General features: G+C 55.9%; 20 protein-coding genes. 12 read left to right on the top strand and 8 right to left on the bottom strand.

Annotated elements, in window-relative coordinates:
- The first annotated feature begins 124 nt into the window (after positions 1 to 124).
- The 3 genes from rdgC (at position 125) to MJ923_RS04035 (ending at position 2856) form a co-directional block, all read left to right on the top strand.
- The gene (gene rdgC, locus MJ923_RS04045) at positions 125 to 1036 is read left to right on the top strand and encodes a recombination-associated protein RdgC (protein WP_126166198.1); all 912 of its coding nucleotides are present in this window, start codon (positions 125 to 127) and stop codon (positions 1034 to 1036) included.
- 98 nt (positions 1037 to 1134) lie between these two features.
- Positions 1135 to 1563 (top strand): hypothetical protein, encoded by a 429-nt coding sequence (locus tag MJ923_RS04040; protein ID WP_240589993.1) that lies wholly within the window; start codon positions 1135 to 1137, stop codon positions 1561 to 1563.
- Positions 1564 to 1641: 78 nt separating this feature from the next.
- Positions 1642 to 2856 carry an HD domain-containing phosphohydrolase gene (locus MJ923_RS04035; RefSeq protein WP_240589992.1) on the top strand — a complete coding sequence of 405 codons (1215 nt, stop codon included), beginning with the start codon at positions 1642 to 1644 and terminating at the stop codon, positions 2854 to 2856.
- Positions 2857 to 2935: 79 nt separating this feature from the next.
- Here MJ923_RS04035 and MJ923_RS04030 read toward each other — a convergent pair whose 3' ends face one another.
- From MJ923_RS04030 to MJ923_RS04020, 3 genes are read right to left on the bottom strand one after another with little or no spacing between them, the layout of a single operon-like run.
- Positions 2936 to 3790, bottom strand: a complete 855-nt coding sequence (locus MJ923_RS04030; protein ID WP_240589991.1) for a substrate-binding periplasmic protein — start codon at positions 3788 to 3790, stop codon at positions 2936 to 2938.
- 26 nt (positions 3791 to 3816) lie between these two features.
- Positions 3817 to 4437, bottom strand: coding sequence for a hypothetical protein (locus MJ923_RS04025; protein WP_240589990.1), 621 nt, complete (start codon positions 4435 to 4437; stop codon positions 3817 to 3819).
- Positions 4427 to 5023 (bottom strand): sigma-70 family RNA polymerase sigma factor, encoded by a 597-nt coding sequence (locus MJ923_RS04020; RefSeq protein ID WP_240589989.1) that lies wholly within the window; start codon positions 5021 to 5023, stop codon positions 4427 to 4429. The genes MJ923_RS04025 and MJ923_RS04020 overlap by 11 nt, the downstream gene beginning before the upstream one ends.
- 312 nt (positions 5024 to 5335) lie before the next feature.
- Here MJ923_RS04020 and dauA point away from each other — a divergent pair, with 312 nt between their 5' ends.
- The 7 genes from dauA (at position 5336) to MJ923_RS03985 (ending at position 15413) form a co-directional block, all read left to right on the top strand.
- Positions 5336 to 7105 carry a C4-dicarboxylic acid transporter DauA gene (dauA, locus tag MJ923_RS04015; RefSeq protein ID WP_240589988.1) on the top strand — a complete coding sequence of 590 codons (1770 nt, stop codon included), beginning with the start codon at positions 5336 to 5338 and terminating at the stop codon, positions 7103 to 7105.
- Between the two features lie 150 nt (positions 7106 to 7255).
- Positions 7256 to 8638 (top strand): SPFH domain-containing protein, encoded by a 1383-nt coding sequence (locus tag MJ923_RS04010; protein ID WP_240589987.1) that lies wholly within the window; start codon positions 7256 to 7258, stop codon positions 8636 to 8638.
- Positions 8639 to 8775: 137 nt separating this feature from the next.
- On the top strand, positions 8776 to 9918 hold the full coding sequence (locus MJ923_RS04005; protein ID WP_240589986.1) for a PQQ-dependent sugar dehydrogenase: 1143 nt from the start codon (positions 8776 to 8778) through the stop codon (positions 9916 to 9918).
- A 151-nt stretch (positions 9919 to 10069) separates the two neighbouring features.
- On the top strand, positions 10070 to 10561 hold the full coding sequence (gene purE, locus MJ923_RS04000) for a 5-(carboxyamino)imidazole ribonucleotide mutase (RefSeq protein WP_126166189.1): 492 nt from the start codon (positions 10070 to 10072) through the stop codon (positions 10559 to 10561).
- 2 nt (positions 10562 to 10563) lie between these two features.
- A complete protein-coding gene (gene purK, locus MJ923_RS03995; protein ID WP_240589985.1) occupies positions 10564 to 11649 on the top strand; it encodes a 5-(carboxyamino)imidazole ribonucleotide synthase in 1086 nt (361 codons plus the stop codon).
- Positions 11650 to 11819: 170 nt separating this feature from the next.
- Positions 11820 to 13052, top strand: a complete 1233-nt coding sequence (locus MJ923_RS03990) for a sensor domain-containing diguanylate cyclase (RefSeq protein WP_240589984.1) — start codon at positions 11820 to 11822, stop codon at positions 13050 to 13052.
- 54 nt (positions 13053 to 13106) lie between these two features.
- Positions 13107 to 15413 carry a toxin-antitoxin system YwqK family antitoxin gene (locus MJ923_RS03985; RefSeq protein WP_240589983.1) on the top strand — a complete coding sequence of 769 codons (2307 nt, stop codon included), beginning with the start codon at positions 13107 to 13109 and terminating at the stop codon, positions 15411 to 15413.
- A gap of 102 nt (positions 15414 to 15515) precedes the next feature.
- Here the strand turns inward: MJ923_RS03985 and MJ923_RS03980 are convergent, their stop codons facing one another.
- From MJ923_RS03980 to MJ923_RS03960, 5 genes are all read right to left on the bottom strand, one after another.
- Entirely contained in the window at positions 15516 to 16130 is a 615-nt protein-coding gene (locus tag MJ923_RS03980; RefSeq protein ID WP_126166185.1) for a transglycosylase SLT domain-containing protein, read from the bottom strand.
- A gap of 114 nt (positions 16131 to 16244) precedes the next feature.
- Complete coding sequence (locus MJ923_RS03975; protein WP_240589982.1) at positions 16245 to 16667, bottom strand: hypothetical protein; 423 nt, start codon at positions 16665 to 16667, stop codon at positions 16245 to 16247.
- On the bottom strand, positions 16655 to 18295 hold the full coding sequence (gene gshA / locus MJ923_RS03970) for a glutamate--cysteine ligase (RefSeq protein ID WP_338092212.1): 1641 nt from the start codon (positions 18293 to 18295) through the stop codon (positions 16655 to 16657). The genes MJ923_RS03975 and gshA overlap by 13 nt, the downstream gene beginning before the upstream one ends.
- Positions 18296 to 18412: 117 nt before the next feature.
- Complete coding sequence (locus MJ923_RS03965; protein WP_240589980.1) at positions 18413 to 21250, bottom strand: M16 family metallopeptidase; 2838 nt, start codon at positions 21248 to 21250, stop codon at positions 18413 to 18415.
- Between the two features lie 126 nt (positions 21251 to 21376).
- The gene (locus MJ923_RS03960; RefSeq protein WP_240589979.1) at positions 21377 to 21793 is read right to left on the bottom strand and encodes a YqaA family protein; all 417 of its coding nucleotides are present in this window, start codon (positions 21791 to 21793) and stop codon (positions 21377 to 21379) included.
- 271 nt (positions 21794 to 22064) lie between these two features.
- Here MJ923_RS03960 and MJ923_RS03955 point away from each other — a divergent pair, with 271 nt between their 5' ends.
- Positions 22065 to 23318 carry a dicarboxylate/amino acid:cation symporter gene (locus MJ923_RS03955; protein WP_240589978.1) on the top strand — a complete coding sequence of 418 codons (1254 nt, stop codon included), beginning with the start codon at positions 22065 to 22067 and terminating at the stop codon, positions 23316 to 23318.
- Positions 23319 to 23472: 154 nt separating this feature from the next.
- Complete coding sequence (locus MJ923_RS03950; protein ID WP_240589977.1) at positions 23473 to 23646, top strand: hypothetical protein; 174 nt, start codon at positions 23473 to 23475, stop codon at positions 23644 to 23646.
- The last annotated feature ends 55 nt before the right edge of the window (positions 23647 to 23701 follow it).

Below are 23701 nucleotides of genomic sequence, written 5' to 3'. Positions count from 1 at the left end.
ACAACTTTTAATGACACTTTTGTGAATTTGCTTTGCTGCCATCTGGCTGTCATCTCGATTTCCGGTTTACCCGCCACGGGCGATGGCTTACACTCGGGCTTTCGTTTCGTGGCCGAGTGCAATTATGTGGTTTAAAAATCTCACCCTGTATCGTTTTAACAAGCCAATCAACATCGACGCCGAGTCGCTGGAAAAGGCCCTGGCCGACTTTACCTTCAGCCCTTGCTCCAGCCAGGACATCAGCAAGTTCGGTTTCTCCAAGGCCCTGGGCAAACACGGCAGTGCCCTGGTTCACAGTGCCAATAACCGCCACCTTATCTGCGCCACCAAGGAAGAGAAAATCCTCCCTGGCCAGGTAATTAAAGAGGCGATGGAAGAAAAAGCCGGTCAGATTGAAGCCGAAGAAAACCGCAAGCTGACCAAGAAAGAGAAAGACGCGCTTAAAGAAGAAATCACCACCACGCTGCTGCCGCGCGCCTTCTCCCGCAGAAGCCAAATCCATGCCCTGATCCTGCCGGAAATCGAGATGATCCTGGTGGACAGCTCCAGTGCCACCAAGGCCGAAGAGCTGCTGGCACTGCTGCGTAAGGCCATGGGTTCACTGCCGGTGATCCCAGTGTCTTTCACTGTGCCGGTTGAACATACCCTCACCGAATGGCTCAAGGCCGGTGAAGCGGCGGCGCCGTTTATCATGCAGGATGAGGCGGAACTCAAGTCTGCAGCCGATGAAGGCGGTATCGTTCGCTTCAAACAGCAGGTTTTGACTGAAGAAGAAGTATTGGCGCACCTGGAAACCGGCAAGGAAGTGCACAAGCTGGCACTGCATTTCGGTCAGTCCATTGCGTTGGTGTTGCAGTCTGATGCAAGCCTCAAGCGCCTTAAGTTCTCTGAAGAGTTCCGTGCAGGTAACGATGACTTGGGTAACGATGACCCGATGGCGCGCCTCGATGCCGACTTCGCCCTGATGGGCAGTGAGTTGGTGGCGCTGATGCACGCGCTGGTGGAAGCCCTGGGCGGTCTGCCCAAGGACGAGTAACCTCGGTTCCACGGAAACAGGGCGCTGCGGCGCCCTGTTTTTTTTGGCCTCCTGACCTACACTCTGTGGATGGTTTGCCACTTTTGTGTGGAAATTCAATGGCTGCAGATAACGCCAACGCCCTCAGCGAACCCCAGGTCGCCAAGGCGGATGACTTAAGATCCAAGCTGCTGGGTAAGTTACCGACAGAGCTTGCCGACAGCTACAGTGACGAGCAGGTAGAAGGGATCCGTATTCTGCTTGGCGATCGCACCTGGGGCCGTCACAGCATCGACAGTCGTGGCACTTTTTCGCTGCCTTTTATGCGCTGGCGCTACTACTGGGTATTTTTGCTCGGTAAAAACCGCCGGGCCTACACCCGCACCGAGAAGCATCTTTCGCTGGCATTTTTTGTCGGCTGTGTGCTGGCATTTTTACTCATTTCCCTGCTGCTTGGACTGCTGGGGCTGTATTTGCTCAAATCCATGCTCGGTATTGACCTCTTTTCAGAGACATCCCTTGGGATTTGGGACTGGTTTAAGAGTTGAAATCCCTTGCCACTATGGCTAAAACAGGGGTATTAATCTTTTTTTTACAAATTTACTGCATCCATAGGCTGACGCTGCATGTCCACACTGTCCAGGGACGAACACCCGACGGATCTTGCCCATTGGCGCCAAATCATCTTTCGCCGCCTGTTCGGGGCCATGGCGATCATTTGTATTCCCGTTTACTTCACCAGCGTATATCTATGTATGAAGCAAGGCTTCTGGTCCATGGTGGTGGTAGACACCCTTGCCTACCTGATGCTGCTGGCCTTGCTGCTGTTCCCTGAGCTGGAAGACCGCCAGCGCTACCTGCTGGGCAGCCTGTTGTGCTACGGCATAGGCGTGGCCTTTATCTGGGCTATAGGCCCCACGGGAGCCGGATTTTTCTGGCTGTTTATGTTCCCGCTTATCGCCACCTTGCTGCTTGGCAGTCGCATGGGGTTCGCCTCTCAGGGCTTAGCGGCACTGACGCTGATCATCACCGCCATCGCCTATGGCAATCACTGGCTACCCTGGCCACCACTACCCGAGTACAGCCTGGAAATCTATCTGGTGGTGATGCTTAATTTTTTGGTTATCAACGCCATGCTGTGTTTTGGCACCGGCTACCTGACCGATAAGTTGGCTCAGTCACTGGAGCGGACCAACGCCTCCAGACGGGCGACCGTATTGGGGCTGGCACGCGTTTCCAGTTACCGCACCAGCGAAAAAGCCCGGCACCTCGACCGGATTGCCATTGCCAGTGAAAAGCTCGCCGAAGCCCTGCTGCACTCGCCCCACAAGCCCGAAGAACTGACCCCGGTATTTGCCGAGCACATTGGCCTTAGCGCCACCCTGCACGACATTGGCATGATTGGCCTGCCGGACAGTTTGCAAAGCAAGATGCTGGAACTGACGCCCTCGATGGAGCAAGACAGATACAAGCACACCCAGATTGGCGAGCGGCTGCTGGCGGATCTGCAAAAAGAGGCTCCCGATTGCATGCTGCTGGAGCTCGCCCGAGATATAGCAGCCTACCATCATGAACGTTGGGACGGCGAGGGCTTCCCGGGCAAGCTACGGGGCAAAACAATTCCGCTGGCCGCACGGATAGTGTCACTGGTGGATATCTTCGATGATTTGCTGTGCCACCCGGACGAGCGGCTGAGAATGTCTTTTACCGAGGCGCTGGCGCATCTGAAAGGGCTTAAGGGTACGGCATTGGATCCGCTGTTGGTGGATACCTTTTTGGCCGATCCCGGGATGAAAGCGATTTGGGAAGAGCCTGCGATTTACCGTCAGGGCACGGATTAAGCGGGCTGATTCAAGCTTATTCAAGCGGCAATCACCTTTTGACAGGTCAACCGAGTATCAATCGGCCAGTATTCGGCCGTCACTCTGCCATCACTGGGCCGGCACGCTCGCGGCCGGCACCGGTATCTGAATGTCCTTCAATCCGGCTTAACGAGATTTGCTCCCACTTGAATTGCAGCCGGGCGATTTCACCTTCTTCACCGGCCAGGCCAATGGCATGGTTGAAGGCGTCTACTTCCTCTTTTGACATGGATTCGCGGCTGAACATCAGGTGGATTTCGCTTTCACTGAGGCGCACCGAGTGGCGATACAGATGCAACTGCTCACTCTGACTGGCGATATAGGGCAAAGAAAGGGAGTCGCCAATCGCCAAATCACCGCGGCCACGGGCCAGCATCTGCACGCTTCTGAGTAGATCCGGGCTTTCCACCAGCAGGTCGCGGCGCAGCATATGGTCTTTATTCTGCTCAAAATCGTCGCCATACCAACCGGCCTGGGGCACCAGCAGCTTGTGCTTGGCGGTCATCACCTGGGCCCAGCTGCTGATATCGTTTACCGAGGCACTTTCCATGCTGAACAGGCTCACCACTTCCAGCCGATAAGGCAAAGAGAAAAACGCGTACGACACCCGCTCTTCCGTCCTGCTGGCCCCCATCATGATGTCGATTTTTCCCGAACGCATCAGCTGATGTGAGCGCTTGGGGGGCATCTTATCAAACACGATTTCACAGCCCGCCCGCTCGGCAAATACCTTCAGCAGCTCCACATCGAGCCCAAGCGCCGGACCGGCATCTTCAGACCAGGAATAAGGCGGCCAGTCGTTAAAACCCACGTGCAGCACATGGCTGCAGGCCGCCTGACTGGATGACAGTGGCAGCAGCCACGACAGCAGCACCAGTGCAACTGTCATTGTGCGTGCGGCGAACTCTGTCATCGTCACCTCCGAAAGGCTGGCCAATCTCAGTTGGCAACAACCCTGGCAAGAGCATCGAGACGCTGGCGTTGCGCCTCAGTCAGTTTATCGCGGCCAAGCTCCAGGGTATCAATCAGTTCCCTGGCAAGGACGGTATCGCCCGCATCAATGGCGGCAGCGATGGCATCCAGCCGCGAATCAATATCCCCCTGCAGCAGGGCATCGGCGGCAGGGTCAGTGTTGGCCGGCGCCGCCATTTGCATGGTTTCCTGTCTGGGCGCCATTTTCATCATCGCCGGAGCCGGTGCCGATTGTGCACCGGACGCGGCCTCGGGGGCGGACTCTTGCAGCGCAGCCGGTGCGGTGCCCATCATGTCACTTTCGGCCGGTACCGGCAGGTTGTCGCCAAAAAAGCTGAACCTTGGGTTAATCAGCACCAAGCTGACCAGCAACATCAGCGAGGCAGCGGTTGATATCACATAGGGGAAACGCCTTACCCCCTGGCGTTTCACTGCAGGCTGCTGATGGGTATCCAGATGTCGCAGAGCGAGGGAACGGATTTCCTCATCGAGCCTGGCCGGTGGTATTTCCCGTGCTCCCTGACGATAAAGGCTATCCATTTCCTGCTTCAGCTCGGGACTCAGCGCACTGTGAGGGCTATCTTTCATCGTCATCCTCCCCCAGACGCCTGGCCACGCAACTGCGAAGGCTCTGGTAAGCATAGCGGATCCGACTCTTGGTCGCCTCCAGCGACACCGCGGCAATTTCACTTATCATCAGCGCAGTGAAGCCCATTTCGCTCGACAGCAAAAAGGCCTCTTTTTGCACCTGGGGTAATAAAGTCACGCAATGACGCAGCGCCTGCACCCGTTGCTCCTGTTCAAGTGAGCGGGCGGGCGTCATGCCGTCGGGCAACTCCTGCAACTCTTCTTCAAACGCTTCGGCATCATCGAGGGGTTTAACCGCCCGCACATGGTCAATCAACAAATTGTGGGCAATGCGATACAGCCAGGTGGTGAACTTGGCACTGACCTCATAGGCAGGGGCGGCCTTAATGACCCGGCCCCAGGTCTCCTGATACAGATCTTCGGCCAGCTGGCTGTCGCCAATCTGACGGACAAAATAGCGGTACAGGCCACCACGATGACGTTGATACAGGGTGTCAAAGGCCTTGATGTCGCCTTTGGCGTACCGCTGCATCAGCAGTTCGTCTTCATCGTTACCCGGCAGTGAAATGGATTGGATTGCTGTCATGATTGCTCTGAAACCATAAATCCTGAAACCCAAAGGCCGGGAACAGCGCGGGGGGCCGTCCTGCCCTTTGATATGGCTAACTTTGATCTCAGTGTGCACAGCAGCCAGTACAAAGTCCATATTCACCTCGTATTTGTGGGTCTATGCTTATTAACGTAGCCCCACGCCAAAAGGGTTAATGAATTTGCCCGTTGGTGGCGCCGATTCAATCGAGGCCCCATAAACCGGAAAAATGATGACTCGCTCACACTTTGACCAGCTCGCCCTGACTACAATAATCGTCTTTGGCCGCACCCGCGGCAGGAAGCTTACATGCCACACCGTCAGCACCTTACCTCTTTAAGACCTGGCATCGCCCTGCGTCAAAGCCTGTTTGAGTCCCCCTACGGCCGAAAATCCCTGCTGGCCGATATCCTTGCCGGGATCACCGTGGGCATTATCGCCATTCCACTGGCCATGGCGCTTGCGATCGCCAGTGGCGCGCCGCCGCAGCACGGCCTGTACACCGCCATAGTGGCGGGCATCATTATTGCGCTCAGCGGCGGCTCCAGATTGTCGGTATCCGGCCCTACCGCAGCCTTTGTGGTGCTGCTGGCGCCAATTTCGGCTCACTATGGTTTGGGCGGCTTAATGCTGGCGACCGTGATGTCCGGCGCCATTATGATGCTAATGTCGCTGATGCGACTTGGCAGGCTTATTCAGTACATTCCAGAGCCTGTCACCCTGGGGTTTACCGGTGGTATTGCCATTGTGATTGCCAGCTTGCAGGTAAAAGATCTGCTTGGGCTCAGCATCGACTCGAGCGGTGAAGGCTTTTGGCCGCTGTGGCAAGGCATCATCCAAGGGCTGCCCAGCAGCCAATGGCCCAGCGCACTGGTGGCTATCGTCACCCTGACAGTGCTGATTGGCTGGCCAAAACTCACCGGCAAGGTGCCGCCGCACCTGCCAGCCATCGTTATCGGTACCCTCACCGCCCTGTGGCTCAGCGGCAACGGACACGCAGTAGACACCATAGGCTCACGTTTTTCCTATGCGCTGGCCGACGGCACCCTGGCGCCGGGGATCCCGCCCTTCCTGCCGGAATGGATTGCCCCTTGGCATCTCCCCGGCAGTGATGGCAAGCCACTGGCGCTCAGTTGGAGCTTACTGCAGGCGCTGCTGCCCTCGGCGCTGGCCATTGCCATGCTGGGCGCCATCGAATCTTTGCTGTGCGCCGTGGTGCTTGATGGCATGACCGGCAAACGCCACAGTGCCAACAGTGAGCTGTTCGGACAGGGGCTTGGCAACCTTATCGCGCCTTTTTTCGGCGCCATTCCCGCCACTGCAGCCATTGCCCGCAGCGCTGCCAATGTGCGCGCCGGCGCCAGGAGCCCGCTGGCGGCAGTATTCCATGCTCTAACGGTGCTGGCCGGGCTTCTGGTGCTTGCGCCTGTGCTGGCGTACGTGCCCATGGCTACCATGGCCGCACTGCTGCTGGTGGTAGCCTGGCACATGAGTGAGGCACCAAAGAGCCTGCACCTTGTGAAAACTGCGCCCCTTGCCGACGTGCTGGTGCTGCTGACCTGCCTGCTGCTGACGGTTATTTTCGATATGGTGATAGCCATAGGCGCCGGCATAGTGCTGGCTTCATTGCTGCTGATGGGGCAGCTGGCCGCCACCACCCGGCTGGTGGCCCAGGACATGCCTTGCCATCCCGATGACGACCCGCAAAACAACTCTCAGGACGACACGGCCGCCTGTAGCAGCGCGCTCTACCGCATTGATGGACCGCTGTTTTTTGCCGCTGCCGACAATGTATTCAGCGAGCTTTTGCATCGAAGCCAGGGCGTTCAGACCCTGATCCTTGACTGGCAGAATGTGACCTTACTCGATGCCGGTGGCGTGGCGGCGCTGGAGCGAACCCTGTCGCAGCTAAAAGCCGAAGGGCGCGAACTTCGTATCGCCTCTGTGCCCTTCCACGCCCTGCGGGTATTGGTGCGGGCACGGGTGGCAGAAATCCCGGGGCTGCTGAGTTTTCATGCCGACCTCACCTCGGCCTGTGCCCCAGCCGCAAATGAATACGGGCACGCCCTGCCAGGCTAAGCCTCACTTCATGGAAAGCGCGAGCCGACAAACCGCATAACATGTTGAAATTTTGGTGATAATCCCTTGTAAAAATTCATGACCGGGAACCGGGTTCCCGGTAACATGGCGGCCGACTTACATTTTCGGTTCAGCTTGCAAGGAAGACACATGAACGACAGCAACATCACCCGCGCCAAAAAGGCCCTCTCCCCCAAAGCCATTTTGCTCACCCTGGGTGCCATAGGTGCCGTGGCGGTGCTGAAGAGCTCAATTCTGATGACTGACGCCGGTTACACCTATGTTCATCAGAACAACATTACCGGGGCATTGGATGTATTTACCGAGCCGGGCATCCACGTACGCATGCCGTTTTTATCCAAAATAACGCGCTACGATCAGGTAGTTACCGTTTCTTTCGGTAACAATCAGGGCGAAGCCTTTTATCAGCGACTGCCCTCGCTGCAGGTGCGTTTTGCCGACACCTACACAGGCCAGGTGCCCGCCACCTTCCGCTTCAAGTTGTCCCACTCCCCTGAGCAAATTATCCAGATGCACCGGGAGTTTCGCTCCAACGACAACCTGATTGAAACCATGCTGATCAAGAACGCCCGCAACGTGACCGTAATAACTGCAACCCAGTACACCGGCGAAGAGTTCTTCCAGGGCGGCCTGAACCAGTTCAAGGCGCAACTGGCGGATCAGCTCAGCAACGGTATCTACACCACCGAGCGTCGCCAGGTGGAAGTGGAACAGGTGGATTTGGTGCCGGTAGGCTTCGATCAGGACGACTCCAACAAGCTGCAGGCCACCAAACAGCTGGTGTGGAAGACCATTCCTGTAACAGACAAAACCGGTCAACCGGTGCGTCAGGACAACCCCTTAAGCCAGTACGGCATTACCGTTACTCAGGTGACCATTGGCGATCCACAGCCGGAAGATCAGCTGGATAAACTGCTGACAGACAAAAAGAAACTGGTTGCCGAGCGCATCCGCACCATTCAAGAGCAGGAGACCTCCAAAGCCCAGGCCAAGACCGAGCAACTTCGCAAAGAAATTCAGCGTACCCGCGAGGTTCAGGATGCCCAGCGTGCCAAGGAGCTGGCGGTAATTTCCCAGCAAAAAGAAGTGGAAATTGCCCGTCAAATTGCCGAGCGGGAGCTGGTGGAAGAGCGCAAGAAGAAAGAAATTGCCGCCCTTTCCAAGGCCAAAGAGCTGGAAATGGCCCAGGCTAACCTGGAAATTCAAAAGGCCAACGCCGCTGCGGCCTCCTTCGAGGCCAAGGCTATCCGCGAAACCGGTATTGCCGAAGCGGAAGTTCTGGCGGCCAAATACAAGGCCCTCGGTACTTACGAGAAAATCTACACCGCCGAGATGAACCGCGATGTGGCCAAGGTGTTGTACGAGAACCTGCCCAAGTTCAAAGTGGAAATGCCGCAAAATTATATTGGCGGCAATGGCGGCATGACCTCCAATCTGGATGTGATCACCGGTTTCTCCGCCCTTGGATTAATGGATAAGAGCAAAGAGCTGAGTCAGCAAACCAAACAGTAACTGCCTCTTTCCCATGTTAAACAGCGCCCCTCGGCGCTGTTTTTTTAACTGCAGCTTTGGCATGCTTGATGGCATTTACCGACTTTCCCCGTGGCGATACACCCACTTCCCCATGGCGATGATTGCAGGAGAAAACCATGACATCAGGCAAACTTAGCCGCGCCCTGTTGCTGCTGGCGCTGACGCCTCTGCTGGCGACAGCCTACAGTAAAGAAGAAAATCAGGCCGTGCTGGATTTGATAAAACTGCCGGCGGGCTTTGAGATTGAAGTGCTCCATGATGGCTTTAAAAACTACCGCCAGATGGCGCTGACCGATTCAGGCATGCTCTACGTCGGCTCCCGCAAAGAAGGCAAGGTGCATTATTTTCCGCTGCCGGGTTCTGCGGCCGCCAAGGCCGGCGTGCCCAGTGGTGCCATCAGCATGAAATTCACCATGCCATCGGGCATCGCCATCAAGGGCGGCAGTCTCTACATCGCCGATATAGGCAAGCTCTACCGGGTTAAGGATGCCGAATCCCCCGGCAAAAGTGCACCGGAAATCATTTACGACAAGTTGCCACAAGATCTACACCACGGCTGGAAGTACCTTAAATTTGGCCCCGATGGTCGGCTCTACATCCCCATAGGTGCCCCCTGCAACATCTGTGATGCCGGGCCAAATTACAGCAAAATCATCAGCCTGGATTTGGACACCCTCAGCACACGGGATGAAGCCCTAGGCGTACGTAACAGCGTCGGCTTCGACTTTTCCCCCACCACAGGCGAGCTTTGGTTTACCGACAATGGCCGCGACATGATGGGCGATGACTTGCCTTCCGATGAGTTGAACCGGCTCAGTCGCCGCGGCCAGCACTTCGGTTACCCCTATGTGCATCAGGGCGACACCCTTGACCCGGAATTTGGCACCGGTAAACGCATTCAGGACTATGAAGCGCCCAAGGCCAGGCTCGGCGCCCACGTGGCAAGCCTCGGCATGACCTTCTATACCCAAAAACAGTTTCCGCCAAAATACCATGGCGGCATCTTTATCGCTGAACATGGCTCCTGGAATCGCAGCGAAAAAGTCGGTTACCGGGTGCGCTTTGCCAAGCTAAAAGATGGTGAGGTAGAAAGCCTGGAAACCTTTGCTGAAGGCTGGCTGCAGGGCGATGCAGTGCATGGTCGCCCCGCAGATGTGCTGGTGGCGCCCGACGGCAGTCTGCTGGTGAGTGACGATGGCCGCGACCGCCTCTATCGCATCTTCTACAGCGGCCATTCAGGCACACAGAAAGGCAACTGAAAAGGCAGCGAAACCACGCCCTTCATGCTATCATTGCGCCCCATCTCGCCCTGGCAACGACTACCGAGGGGACTCCCCCGCCGCCAGGGCTACCAGTACCCTAGCCTGAAAACAGGCAAATATAATTAAAATCAGTCGTTAAGGAGTTATCATGCAAGCCCTCGTTGCTGTCGTAATGGGATCCAAGAGTGATTGGCCCACCATGGAAGCCGCCGCAGAGATCATGGATAAACTGCAGGTGCCCTACCATGTTGAAGTGGTCTCCGCCCACCGGACCCCGGACAAGTTAATGGACTTTGCAGCCACAGCTGCAGACAAGGGCTTTCAGGTGATCATCGGCGGCGCCGGCGGTGCAGCCCACCTGCCAGGCATGCTGGCCTCCAAAACCCGTCTGCCGGTACTGGGCGTACCTGTTCAAAGTAAGGCACTGAACGGCATGGATTCCTTGCTGTCTATCGTGCAAATGCCAAAGGGCATTGCCGTGGGCACCCTCGCTATCGGCACAGCCGGTGCTTTTAACGCAGGTCTGCTGGCCTGTCAGATCCTTGCCAACAACGATGCTGCCCTCGCCGAGCGTCTGGAAGCCTTCCGCGCCGAGCAAACCCAAAGCGTACTGGAAAATCCGGATCCGAGGGACGCGTAATCATGGCCAACAAACAACGTGTTTGGGTACTGGGCAATGGTCAGCTCGGTGCCATGCTGTCCCACGCAGGTCAGCCGCTGGCAATCGAGGTGCTGCCGGTGGATATCATGGCCCCCAGCGATGAAAAACTGCCGCTGGCGGATGATGACATCATCACCGCCGAGCGTGAGCAGTGGCCCGAGTCCAGCCTGAGCCTGCAGCTCTCCACCCACAAAAACTTCATCAATGGCCCTGTGTTTGGCCGTCTGGCCGACCGCTATACCCAAAAATCCTTGCTGGATGAGCTGAAGGTGGCCACCGCCCCCTGGGAGCTGGTGGATAACGACACCGACGTCAATGCCCTCTATGGCAAGTATGGCGAGCGGGTGCTGATGAAGCGTCGCACCGGTGGCTACGATGGCAAGGGGCAACACTGGCTCAAGCAAGCCGAAAATGGCCAGATCCCCGCCGACTGGCGCGGTGAAGCCATTGCCGAGCAAGCCATTAATTTTGATGAAGAAGTATCTGTTGTGGGCGTTCGCACCCACGGCGGCGAATGCTTCTTTTACCCGCTGACCCTGAATCTGCATCAGGATGGCATTCTGATGGCTTCTGTGTCGCCGCTGCCACGCCTGGCACCGCTGCAGGCCGAGGCCGAAACCATGCTCGGCACCATCATGCAGGGCCTGGATTATGTGGGTGTGATGGCCATGGAGTGTTTCCGGGTTGGCGACCACCTGCTGGTGAATGAGCTGGCGCCGCGGGTACATAACTCAGGCCACTGGACCCAGGCCGGCACCCATATGGATCAGTTCCAGCTGCACCTGCGCGCCCTGTGCGACCTGCCTATTCAGCAGCCTCAGGTGAACTTCCCCTGTGTGATGGTTAACCTTATCGGTATCGACAAGGACGACCGCTGGCTGAGCCTGCCCAATGCCGAGCTGTTCTGGTATGCCAAAGAGGTGCGTCCGGGCCGTAAGGTAGGTCACCTGAACCTGTCGGTGCACAATGCTGCCATGCTCGAAAGCAGCATCACTCAGCTGAAAAGCTGGATGCCGGAGCAATATCAGGCGCCGCTGCAGTGGATCCTCGATAACGCCGACTTTTAACGAGGCGCCCCCCTCCCGCGCTTGCTCTGACAGAGCTTGCCGGGAGCATCAGCATCAAAGCCCCGAAATGTCGGGGCTTTTTTATGACGTTTGTGCTGTATTTGGCCTGTGCAACCGCCGGATTTCCTCCGTATAATGGTCGGGCCAGAGATTCGATATGGATATTTTCAGTGAAGCAACGGGACAGCCTCAAGCGCAAACGCATCGACAGCCTTGGTCTGGGTTACCACCTCACATTATTGCTCATCCCTCTCTCAGTATTTATCGGGATTTTTTACCTCTTTTCCCCCAAGGGGTCTTTGCCGTGGATGATTTTAACCCTGGTTTGCCTGGTGTATCTGGTGGGTTACAGCCTCAGTTATTACCTGCATCAGGGCCGGTTGCAGCGGCTGTGGGAACACCTGGAACAGGTGGTCAATATCAACGACGCCACCTTCGAGCTGGTGCATTTATCCAGCCAGTATAAGGATGAACACGCGTTTCTGGATGCGCTGCTGACCAAGGCGGTCAATGTGATTAACGGTGCCGAAATGGGCAGCATTATCCGGGTTGAACCGGGCAGCCATAAGCTAATGTTTGAATCCAGCGTCGGGCTGGATCTTGAGCGGCTGCGACAAATTGATTTCTCGCTGGAACAGTCGTTTGAGTATCGTCTCACCGACGGCCGCTGTGACCGGGTTGTGGTGGTGGACGATATGCGCCATATCAACGCCGAAAGCACCCTGACCGAGGCCGAGCAGGAAATACTGCTCACCGCCGCACACCAGCCTATTCGCTCCACCCTCTCAAGCCCCATCCATATCGATGGCAAGCTGTACGCCATGTTAAACCTCGACAGCAGTCTGCTGAGTGCCTTCAGCGACTACGACCGCAATCTGGTGGCCATTTTGACCCACGAGGCAGCCAATGCGATCTCGCTGTATCAAAAGTCCCGCGAAATTTATCGGCTGGCCAACTTTGATGCGCTTACGGGGCTGTTCAATCGCCGTCACTTTGAAGACAGCCTGGCGCAGTGGAAACACAACCGTGCCTTTGGCAGTTTCCTGACCCTGATGGATATGGATAACCTCAAGGCCATCAACGACATTATGGGTCATCAGGCAGGTGATGAAGCATTGGCACAGCTGGCATCGGCACTGAAACAACACTGGCCCCAAAGCAGTCTCATCAGCCGCTTTGGCGGCGATGAATTTGCCATTATTTCCCATGGCCCTGAGGATGCACTGCAGGAGCGACTGAATAAGCTGCAGGCGACGCTGGCTGCACTCGAAAAGCCAATTTCTGTCAGTGCCGGGGTAGCGCCCTTCACAGGCCAGTTTGCCCAAAGCTTTAAACTGGCGGATGAGCGGATGTACGAGCACAAGCGTACCCGCAAGCTAAGCCGCACCCAGGCCTCGCAATAAAAAAGGCAGCCCTGGTCGGATGGCTGGGCAAGGACAATCCACAAGGAAGAGAAGATGTATCCAAAGTTAACGGCAGCCTTGCTCGCCACCACACTGCTGTTGCACCCGGCGCCGATAATGGCCGCCGAATCTATTGCGCTGCAGCTGGTTGATGTCCGCACCCAGGATGGCCTGAGCCGTTATTTCAAACGCACCACCGGCCAGCCATTACAGGGTGAAGTAACCCTTAACCATGAAGATGGCAGCTTTACCCAAGCCCAGTTCAGCGACGGTTTGCCAAATGGCAACTGGCACGCCTTCTACAAAAAAGACTCCCCGATGATCCGTGGCCAGTTTGCTCAAGGCAAACAGGAAGGCGAATGGCAGCTTTTTGCCCTCCAAGGGGGCATGGTTGAGCTGCAACATTTCCAACAAGGTCTGGCCCACGGCAAGTGGCTGCGCTACAGCCCCGAGGGCGATGTAATTGAAGAGCGCCTGTTCGAGCTTGGTGACAACACTGAAATCAAGCGTTTTTACCCCAATGGCCAGCTCGAGTCGCAGGAGAGCTATCGCCAGAACTTACGCCACGGGAAGTGGCTGAGCTTTTATGAAAACGGCAATCCACAACGCAGCGCCACCTTTGTGGACGATTTGGCAAGCGGCGAGCTGACCGAGCAGTATCCTTCCGGCAGTAAACGACTGCAGGGCCAATACGATAACAAGGGCCAGCGCACCGGCAGCTGGCAAACCTGGGATGAGGGCGGCAGACTGGCCAGCCAGACCCAATACAGCAACAACCAGAAAAACGGCCAGGAGCAGCATTTTTACCCCGACGGCCAGCCCCAAAGCCAGTGTGAGTTTCTGGACAACCTGCCCCACGGCGAATGCCAAAGCTTCAGCAGCGAAGGATTGCTGCTGTCCAAAGAGCATTTCTATCGCGGCAAGCTCGATGGCGAGCAGCTGTATTACAACGATGAAGGCACCCTGACCGCGAGCCTCAACTACAAAGAAGGCCTGAGCGCCGGGGGGCAAAAACGCTTCCACCCCAATGGTAAGCTCGCGAGTCTCGAAACCCTGGCCGATGACAAACCGGCCGACAATGGCCAGTACCCGCGCCATGGCAAGCAGGAGCGCTACGACCAATATGGGCAGCTGCAGGAGTCTGTGACCCTGGCCCGTGGCCTGCGCGAAGGCGAGTATCAACGTTATCAGGGCGACACCCTCGTGGAGTCCAGCCACTGGAAAGCCGACATTCGTCACGGCGAAAGCCGCCGCTTCCATAAAAATGGCAACCTGGCGTCACTGGATGAATATCAGGACGGGAAAGTTAACGGTAAGTCCGAGCGTTACTTTGAAGATGGCAAACCCCAGTATCAGGGGCTGCAACGCGATGGCCAATGGGTGGGTAAGTACCAAAGCTTCTACCGCGAAGGAACAGCGCAGGAACTCAAGCATTACGCCCAAACCAAGCCTGAAAACGCCTCCCGGTATCCACTGGATGGGGAATACTCCCGCTGGTACGCCAACGGCGATTTAACCGAAACCGGCCAGTACAGCAACGGCCAAAAAACCGGGCTGTGGCGCCAGTACGCTGACGGCAAAGTCAGCCGTGAGCAGGAGTATCTGGACGGCAAACGCCATGGCAAATTCACCGAATACTATCAGGGCAGGCGCCGCAGCAGCGGTGAATACCTGGATAACCAAAAGGAAGGTGAATGGACTCAGTATCGCTACGAAGAGAAAGACCCGACCTTCGGCCCTATTCCCGAAGGCAACGTCTACAGTAAGACCCAGTTTCGCGCCGGTAAACCCCACGGCACCGAAGAGCTATTCGCCTTCAATGGTGTGCGTTATCGCCTGACCACCTGGGAGATGGGCGTACAAAACGGTGATTATCAGGAGTTTTATGTCAGCAACGGCCAGCAAAAAGCCAGCGGCAAGCTTATCAAAGGTAAAAAGACCGGCCAGTGGCAATACTGGTACGAAAACGGCCTGCAAAAGCTGCTCGTGAGCTACGACAATGACAAGCTCCATGGCCCACGCAAAGAGTTCTTTCCCGATGGTCAGCCCATGGCCGAGGGTGAATACCAAGATGACAAGCCAAACGGCAGCCACAAGCAGTATTACCCCACCGGCACCCTGAAAGCAGAAGAGATCTGGATTGCTGGCTACCGCGAAGGCGAAGCCCGCTACTTCCACCCCAACGGCAAACCTTCAGAGCAGGGCAGCTACATCAGGGATCGAAAGGAAGGTCAGTGGCTGAGCTTCTGGCCCGGCGGCGAGAAACGCATTCAGGGCAGTTATATTGCCGACCGCCAATCCGGCGACTGGCAGTTCTTCGACCAATTTGGCAAGCTGATTAAAACTGAGCACCATAACTGACAATAACAGCTGCTGGCACAAAAAAGGGCATTCCAGACGAATGCCCCTTTTGTTTCAGCGAGTTATTTAAGGATTTAAGCGGACCCTCATCCAATGGCAGGCTCAGCCAAAGAACAACCGGTACAGCCAGGATGAATCCAGCTCTTCTTTACAGCCCTTGTACTGGGCGGCATAACGGCGGGAACGCTCGTCCACCTTGGCGGCCACTTTAATAAGCCATTTCTTTGATTTGTGGGTGCCGCGGCGATAACCGCCCCAGCCTTCGTGATAATTCAAATATTGCGCGCGGGCATCCCACTTGGATACACCGTTGATTTTATGCGTTTTGGTGATGAACCAGCCCATAAAATCCATGGCATCGTCAAAGTCGCTGCGACTCGACCAGCTGTTGCCCGTCTCACGCACATAATCGTCCCAGGTCATGGTTTTAGCCTGGGCGTAACCATAGGCATCACTGGCACGGCCAATGGGGATAAAACCCAGAAAATACTCCATAGGCGGCGCGGCGTTGTGTTTGAACGAGCTTTCCTGATACATCATCGCCAGCGGCACATGCACAGGCACGCCCCACTTTTCCTGGGTATCCAGCGCCGCGTCGTACCAACCACGGTGCTCTTTAAAAATGGCGCAAATATTGTCGGGGTCTTTGGGAGGCGAAGTGGCACAGCCGCCAAGCAGCAGTGCCAGTGGAAACAGCAGAATAACGGCCTTTGACATAGCGCTTCTCTTTATATCAGGGATAGCGTTCACAGGGAGCTTGAGTGTCCCATGTCATTGATTAAGATGCAATTCAGATAAAGCTAACTGAGGGGTCGATCGCGAAGGAGACGCTTAAGGCGTCTCTATCTCACATTCTGCGGCTTCGGTTTGCCAGATGACCGGCTCCCAAAAGTCAGCATCTTTGCCAAAGTAACGCTTATCGTCCTTAAAGCGGGCGGCAAAGTGATAGCGAGTATTGGCCACCACATCGACTTTGAGGGTCTTTTTCTGATGGGCCTCGGGCGCCACCCGCAAATCGACCGCATCAATCAGCTCCACCAGAGTGAACTCGTAACTGCCCGGTGCCAATTGATAATTGGGCCGGGAGATCACCGGCGTACCATTGAGGTGAGTGACAATGGCGCGGTAGAGGCGCTCATTTTCAGGAGGATCCTGATAACCGGATACCCAGCCGCACTGACGACTGGTATCCACCTGACTGGCACAGCCGCCAAGTACGGCAACAGCAGCCAGTCCAAGCACTAGAGCGCGCATGGTACATCCTTGAAATAGTCACGCAAAAAGTCATCAAAACTCTGGGTATCAGCCGCTTCAATCTCACGCTGGGCTGCCAGCGACGAGGCTGCCTCGGCCAGATAATCCGCTTCGGTTTTCTCGCTCAGCGGATAGGTGAGGAAATAATCCTGATACTTGGCGGCTAGGCTCATAACAAACTCGCCATGGTCGTGCCCTTCTTCAATCACCGCCTTGTGCACCCGGCCCGACAGGGTAAGCGATGGATCCAGCACCGCTTTATGCCAGTGGCCAAGGGCCTCGGCGTACACGCCGTTTTCACCATCAAGCAGGCTGGCTATCTTGCCAAGCTCGCCAAAGAGCTGCTCGAGCCAGTCTTTGATATCAACCGCTTCGCCATGACGACTCAGCATCAGCCCGGGCTTTCTGCCCTCGTGGATAACTGCCTTGAGGTTGGCGGCAATCTCAGCCTCGCCACTGGCATCTTCCTTGGGAGAGTCGTCCAACAGGCAGTACAGCAGGAACAAATCGAGGAACCGCAGCTGCGATGCTTCAACGCCCACAGGGCTGAAAGGATTGACATCCAGCGCCCGCACTTCGATGTACTCTACCCCTGCCCGCGCCAGCGCTTCTGAGGGTTTTTCCCCCTTGCGGGTTACCCGCTTGGCACGGATGGGCGCGTAAAATTCGTTTTCAATCTGCAGCACATTGGCATTGAGCTGACGGTATTCGCCATCCACTTTAACGCCGATTTCGGCAAAATGGGCCGATGGCAAACAGATGGCGGCGCGGATGCCATCGAGGTATTCCGCAAGCGAGTTATAGCTGATATTCAGGCTGGCCTGTTCTTTGTTGGTATAGCCAAGGTCGCTCATCCTAAGCGAGGTGGCATAGGGCAAATACAGGGTGCCGCGTTCGGTCTTTTCAAACTGCACACTGGTTTTCTGGCCCTTGAGGAAAGACGAGCACAGCGCTGGCGATGCGCCAAACAAATACGGCAGCACCCACACCAAACGGCGATAATTGCGGATAAGACCGAAATAAGACTCAGAAATAAAGTCGCTCAGGCTAAGCTCGCTGCCCTTGATGGCATGCAAGCGCGGCCAGAGTTCATCGGATACTGAAAAGTTAAAGTGCACGCCGGAGATAATCTGCATCAGCGGGCCATAGCGGTATGTCAGGCCCTTACGATACAGGGTCTTCATCTTGCCGGTATTGGAGTTACCGTAACGGGCGATAGGGATGTCTTTTTCATCACCGACAAAACACGGCATGCTTACCGGCCAGAGTTTCTGCCCGTCGAGGTGACGCAAGGTATAGGCATGGGTTTCGGTGAGCCCGGTGAGCAGGGCGTCGATATCGCCATTGACCGGGGTAATGAACTCGAGCAGGGCCTCACTGTAATCGGTGGTGATCCGGGAGTGGGTCAACGCTGAGCCCAAGGCTTCGGGGTGAGTATCCATCGCCAGATTACAACAACTGGTGATGCGCAGTGCCTCTCGCTCCAATCCCCGTCTCAGGCCCGCCAGAGCCTGACGTCCTTGTGCATCGGAGAGGGCCCCGAGCGTCTCATTGAATACTGTCAATTGATTCTTCCTGGTTGCAATGGCGCGCGGCGCCGCCGTACACAGCAGACCCGAATGGCGCATCCGGTCTTTCGGCTTTCGTCCAAAATAATGCTATTTGCCAGTGGCGGCAAGAAACACAAGCAAGGGTGACGAAAACGCCACCCTTGCTAACTGCCATATGGGGTCTTGGCGGCTGAATTACAACGCCAAATCCTTAACTGGATACCCCAACGCCTTGAGATCTTTCTCTATGCTGGCCTTATCGCCCACCACAAAGATTACCATCTCATTGATGTTAAGGTGCTTTTTAGCCAGAGCATCGATTTCACCCTTGCCAATACCAGCAACAATTTTGTCCTGCTCAGAGGTGAAATTGTCGGCCAGCTGATAACGCTGGATCATCCGCATAAAACCGGCTTTCTGGTAAGGCGTTTCATAATCCAGTGCCTGCCCCTGAGAGATGGAGCTGCGCATAAACTCAAGTTCATCGGCGCGGATCCCGCCATCGCGATAACCGGAAATTTCCTTGATGAACTCGGAAACCGCCGGCGCGGTCACATCGCTGCGCACACTGGCCGTTGCGAGGAACTGGCCGGTTTCAATCCCACCACGGAAGCGGCTGCGGGCACCATAGGTATAGCCCTTGTCTTCACGCAGATTAAGATTGATGCGGCTGTTAAAGGCGCCGCCCAGCGGATAGTTCATCAGACCAGCCTTGAAGTACTCGCCGGTGGCATCAAACGGCAGCGACACCTTACCGATGGAAATCACCGACTGAGCCGCACCCGGCTTATCCTGCACATAGATGGTGCCACCTTCAAGCTGCGGCAGTGCACCAAGGGCTGGCAGCGACGTAGCTGCACCCTGCCACTCACCAAGGGCATTGAGAGAGCGCATCAAAGAGGCCTTGGGCGCACTGGATACCGCCACTATCTGGGCGTTACCGGCGCGGTACTGGGCATCATAGAAGGCTTTCACATCATCCAGGGTCAATGCCTGCACCGACTCTATGGTGCCACCGGCATCCACACCCAGCGCATTGTCATTGCCAAACAGCAACCGGGCAAAACCCGTGCTGGCAAGATAGTTCGGGTTTGACTGAGAGTGCTTAAGCCCTTGCAGGGTTTGCTGTTTGACCCGCTCAAAATCGGCAGCCTTAAAGCCTGGAGTCAGCAGTTTTTCTTTCAGTACCGCCAAGGTGGCATCCAGCTTGTCGGTCAGCGCCGAAACCTTGATTTCACTCTGATAATCACTGGCAGAAAACTGCACCGAAGCACCCAGCAGTTCAAGCGCCTGGGTCAACTCTTCGCTGGAGCGCGAGGCGCTGGACTCGTTCAGCACCGCCGCCGTCAGATTGGCGATACCCGCCTTGCTGACATCGGCCAGGCGGTGACCACCTGCCAGGTACACCACGATTTCGGTGGTGGGAGTTTCACGACTCTCGGTGCCAAGCACGGCAATGCCATTACCCAGATTGTCGCGCCACAGGGTAGGCACTTTCAGCTTGGGCGCATCGCCGCTTTTGGGCATAACACTTCTATCGAAGGATGACTTGGCCTCGGCCACCTTCAGCTCACCGTCGATGGCATGGGCTGCCACCTGAGGCGCGGGGGCTACGAAGTTGTCTTCGGCGGCAATCAGGGCTCCGGCGCCTTCCGGCACTACGCTCATCACCACCATAGGCTTGCCCTTAACGTATTGATTGAATACGCGAATAACATCTTCTTTGGTAACGTTGGCGTAGCGTTTCAGATCCTTGGCAATCATGTTGGGGTTGCCGTAGAAGGTCTGGTTGGCAGCCAGAGTCGAGACTTTGCCACGCACACTCTGCAGGCCAAAAATGGTGTCGGCTTCAAACTGCACCTTCACCTTCTCCAGGTCTTCATCGGTCACGCCGCGGCTTTCAAACTCGGCAATGGAGGCACGCAGCTTGGCTTCTGTTTCTTTAAGGCTGCCACCTTTAGCTGGGTTAGCGAGGGCAAAGAACGACAGCTCGCAAGAAAGCTCGCGGCAAGGATGGCTCACGCCCGCCTGCACCGCATAACCTTCTTTCACCAGATTCTTGTATACCAGCGAGGTTTTGCCGCCGCCAAGAATATTGGCCAGCAAATCCAGCGCAGCTTCATCCTGATGACTGCCATACACTGTGGGCAACGCCATGCGAATAAGCGGCAGGTGCACCTTGTCTTCCATCGACAGGTATCTGTCTTTATCCAGGGTTACCTTGGTCTTTGGCAGTGGTTCAACCTCAGGGCCACGGGGAATATCGCCGAAATATTTGTTTACCCATGCCAGGGTTTGCAGCTCATCGAAGTCACCGCCGATGGTCAGGGTGGCGTTATTAGGGCCGTACCAGCGCTGGAAGAATTGCTTCACGTCGCTAAGCTCGGCGCGGTTCAAATCATCCGGCCAGCCAATCACAGGCCAGGAGTAAGGATGACCCGCCGGATACATGGCCTGGCTGAAACGCTCGTACATACGGCCATAGGGCTGGTTGTCGATACGTTGGGCACGCTCGTTTTTCACGGTTTCGCGCTGCACTTCGAATTTCTCTTCGGTCAGCGCCGGCAGGAAGAAGCCCATGCGGTCCGATTCAAGCCACAGCATCTTTTCCAGCTGATTGCTGGGTACTGTCTCGAAATAGTTGGTGCGATCTGTGTTGGTGGTGCCGTTGAGGGTACCGCCGGACTCGGTAACCACCTTGAAGTGCTGCTCATCGGCGACGTTTTCTGAGCCCTGGAACATCATGTGTTCAAACAGGTGAGCAAAGCCGCTGCGGCCAGGCAGCTCACGGCCTGAACCCACATGGTAAGTCACATCCACATGCACCAGTGGATCTGAGCTGTCCTGATGCAGAATGACCGTCAGGCCATTGGCCAGCTGGAATTTCTTGTAGGGGATGCCTACGCCAGCCTCAGTGGCACTGACCGTTTCCAGAAGCGTCACCCCGGCGGGTAAGGCGAGTGAGTCGGAAGAATGCTGGGCACAGCCCGCAAGTGCGGCCGAAACGGCGGCTGCGAGTATCCATTTTTTCATTAGCTATCCCTTATTTTACTTGTAGTTAGTCACCAACAGATCCGTCTGACTATAACAGAGTCCCCCGGTGGGGCATTATGGTTTTGTCTGCCTGGCTTGTAAAAACGTGGGTTGTAAAAAAAGATGTCAAAACGCCTGCATCAGCAGCAATAACAAGGCGTAACGCAGCGCTTTACCGATAAGGATAAGCACTGTGGATGCCAGCAGCGGCAACCTGAGCCAGCCGGCAAGCACGCACAGGACGTCACCAATCACCGGCGCCCAGGACAGCAGCAAACTCCAGACACCGTATTTTTCCACTAACGCCATGGCACGACGCTGGGATGCTGACAACTGCTCAGGCTCCCAGGCGATACGGCCAAGGCGGCCGAGCCCCAGACTGGTAAGAGCCCCCAGGGTATTACCCAGAGTAGCGGCCACAAACAGCCCAAGCCACAGCTCGGGGCTGGATTTCACCAGTGCCATCAGCAATACCTCTGAGCCCCCGGGCAACAAGGTGGCCGCCAGAAAAGCGCCGGAAAACATCAGCCATAACGGCTCCATACTCAGACTCCAGACAGCAGCGTTAAAAAAACGGATCATTTTAACGCTATAAAAACAAATCCTGATATCACAATAAGTTATATCAAAAACGGTTTGTTTTGGATCTCCTTGTGTCGATACAATGCGGCTGCACTGTAATTTTTCCCGCACTCTGGCGGTTAACTGCCTATGGCAGTCAGCTGACCTGGCTGCCGCGGTTTTGCCCCGTCGTCTTTTTTGGGCAAGTGCAGTTTCACTGCGGGCCTTTAGTTAAGAAACATTGGAAATTTCCATGATAATTCAAACGTTAAATAAAATTCCCTTCTGGCAGAAAGTGCTGGCAGGTTTTGCACTGGGGATCCTGGCCGGCGTAGCGCTGGGTGAATCGGCTACCCTGTTCAAGCCCCTTGGCGATCTCTTTATTGCCGCCATTAAGATGCTGGTTGCGCCGCTGGTACTGTGCGCCATTGTGGTCAGCATCACCTCTCTTGGCAGCTCATCCAACCTCAAACGCCTGAGTTTCAAAACCCTGGCGCTGTTTATGCTGACCGGTACCCTCGCCTCACTGATTGGTCTGGCGGTCGGCAGCAGCTTTGATATGGGTGGCAGCATGCAGCTGGCCAGCTCAGAAGTGCGCGAGCGGGTTGTACCCGGCTTTGCTCAGGTGCTGCTGGATATGATCCCGGTGAACCCCTTTGCCTCGCTGACCAACGGCAAAGTACTGCAAATCATTGTATTTGCGGCCTTGGTGGGTATTGCCATCAACGCTGTGGGCGAGAAAGCCGAGCCTCTGAAAAAGGTATTCGATGCCGGCGCCGAGGTAATGTTCCAGCTGACCCGTATGGTGCTGAAACTCACTCCCATAGGTGTATTTGGCCTGATGGCCTGGGTGGTGGGCGAATATGGCCTCTCAACCCTGCTGCCGCTGGGTAAATTTATTATCGCCATCTACGTGGCAGCGCTTATCCACATAGTGTTTGTCTACGGCGGCCTGGTGAAGTTTGCAGCCCGCTTAAGTCCGCTGCAGTTTTTCCGTAAGGCAATGCCAGCGCAGCTGGTTGCCTTCAGCACGGCATCGAGCTTTGGCACCCTGCCGGTCACCACCAAGTGCGCCGAGTCCATGGGCGTATCCAAGCGCTACAGCGCCTTTGTACTGCCGATGGGCGCCACCATGAACATGGACGGCTGCGGCGGTATTTATCCTGCAATCGCGGCAATTTTCATCGCGCAGATCTACGGTATTCCGCTGGATATGACTGACTACATGCTGATTGCCGTGACAGCGACTGTGGCCTCGGTGGGGACTGCAGGCGTTCCCGGCAGCGCCATGGTGATGCTGACCGTGACTCTGGGGGTGATTGGCCTGCCACTGGAAGGCATTGCCTTTATCGCCGCCATCGACCGGGTGATTGATATGATACGTACCTGCACCAACGTCACCGGCGATATGATGACCGCAGTGGTGGTGGGTAACTCAGAAGGCGAACTCGACCGCGAGCGCTTTTATAAAACAGAAGAAGACAAAATCGTCGCCGATAATGCCTGAGTCCATTCACCCAGCTACGCCTGAGTGTAGGCCCGGCAATATACGGGGTTGTTAACATCAAAGGCCATTCCTTCCGGGATGGCCTTTTTGTTTACCTTGGTTGGCAAAGCACCTACACTGACCTTAGTGTTATCAATAATAACAAGCCCTTGCCATGACCAAGCTTTTCCTGTTTCCCATTATTCTGTGCCTGCTGTGGACGGCATTTTTGCGCTTTAATGGCATCCCGCTGGCCAAGGGCAAGACGGGTTATGTCTACATCATTGCTATCAGCAGCACCTTAATCGTTCTGATGGCATTGCTGCTTTGGCTGACCCGGGTTCAATGAGCCCCGGCCAAAATAAGCCCCGTCAAAATAGCCCACAGATAAAACAAAAAAAGCG

The sequence above is a fragment of the Shewanella zhuhaiensis genome (genome assembly GCF_022484835.1).
GTDB lineage: Bacteria > Pseudomonadota > Gammaproteobacteria > Enterobacterales > Shewanellaceae > Shewanella > Shewanella khirikhana.
Note: the sequence above shows the minus strand (reverse complement) of the source record. Positions and strands in the feature narration are given on the sequence as shown.

Bases quoted from the DNA above. Each gene is read 5' to 3' on its own strand.
- rdgC (WP_126166198.1), top strand. From the start codon at position 125: ATGTGGTTTAAAAATCTCACCCTGTATCGTTTTAACAAGCCAATCAAC.
- MJ923_RS04040 (WP_240589993.1), top strand. From the start codon at position 1,135: ATGGCTGCAGATAACGCCAACGCCCTCAGCGAACCCCAGGTCGCCAAG.
- MJ923_RS04035 (WP_240589992.1), top strand. From the start codon at position 1,642: ATGTCCACACTGTCCAGGGACGAACACCCGACGGATCTTGCCCATTGG.
- MJ923_RS04030 (WP_240589991.1), bottom strand. From the start codon at position 3,790: ATGACAGAGTTCGCCGCACGCACAATGACAGTTGCACTGGTGCTGCTG.
- MJ923_RS04025 (WP_240589990.1), bottom strand. From the start codon at position 4,437: ATGAAAGATAGCCCTCACAGTGCGCTGAGTCCCGAGCTGAAGCAGGAA.
- MJ923_RS04020 (WP_240589989.1), bottom strand. From the start codon at position 5,023: ATGACAGCAATCCAATCCATTTCACTGCCGGGTAACGATGAAGACGAA.
- dauA (WP_240589988.1), top strand. From the start codon at position 5,336: ATGCCACACCGTCAGCACCTTACCTCTTTAAGACCTGGCATCGCCCTG.
- MJ923_RS04010 (WP_240589987.1), top strand. From the start codon at position 7,256: ATGAACGACAGCAACATCACCCGCGCCAAAAAGGCCCTCTCCCCCAAA.
- MJ923_RS04005 (WP_240589986.1), top strand. From the start codon at position 8,776: ATGACATCAGGCAAACTTAGCCGCGCCCTGTTGCTGCTGGCGCTGACG.
- purE (WP_126166189.1), top strand. From the start codon at position 10,070: ATGCAAGCCCTCGTTGCTGTCGTAATGGGATCCAAGAGTGATTGGCCC.
- purK (WP_240589985.1), top strand. From the start codon at position 10,564: ATGGCCAACAAACAACGTGTTTGGGTACTGGGCAATGGTCAGCTCGGT.
- MJ923_RS03985 (WP_240589983.1), top strand. From the start codon at position 13,107: ATGTATCCAAAGTTAACGGCAGCCTTGCTCGCCACCACACTGCTGTTG.
- MJ923_RS03980 (WP_126166185.1), bottom strand. From the start codon at position 16,130: ATGTCAAAGGCCGTTATTCTGCTGTTTCCACTGGCACTGCTGCTTGGC.
- MJ923_RS03975 (WP_240589982.1), bottom strand. From the start codon at position 16,667: ATGCGCGCTCTAGTGCTTGGACTGGCTGCTGTTGCCGTACTTGGCGGC.
- gshA (WP_338092212.1), bottom strand. From the start codon at position 18,295: ATGCGCCATTCGGGTCTGCTGTGTACGGCGGCGCCGCGCGCCATTGCA.
- MJ923_RS03965 (WP_240589980.1), bottom strand. From the start codon at position 21,250: ATGAAAAAATGGATACTCGCAGCCGCCGTTTCGGCCGCACTTGCGGGC.
- MJ923_RS03960 (WP_240589979.1), bottom strand. From the start codon at position 21,793: ATGGAGCCGTTATGGCTGATGTTTTCCGGCGCTTTTCTGGCGGCCACC.
- MJ923_RS03955 (WP_240589978.1), top strand. From the start codon at position 22,065: ATGATAATTCAAACGTTAAATAAAATTCCCTTCTGGCAGAAAGTGCTG.
- MJ923_RS03950 (WP_240589977.1), top strand. From the start codon at position 23,473: ATGACCAAGCTTTTCCTGTTTCCCATTATTCTGTGCCTGCTGTGGACG.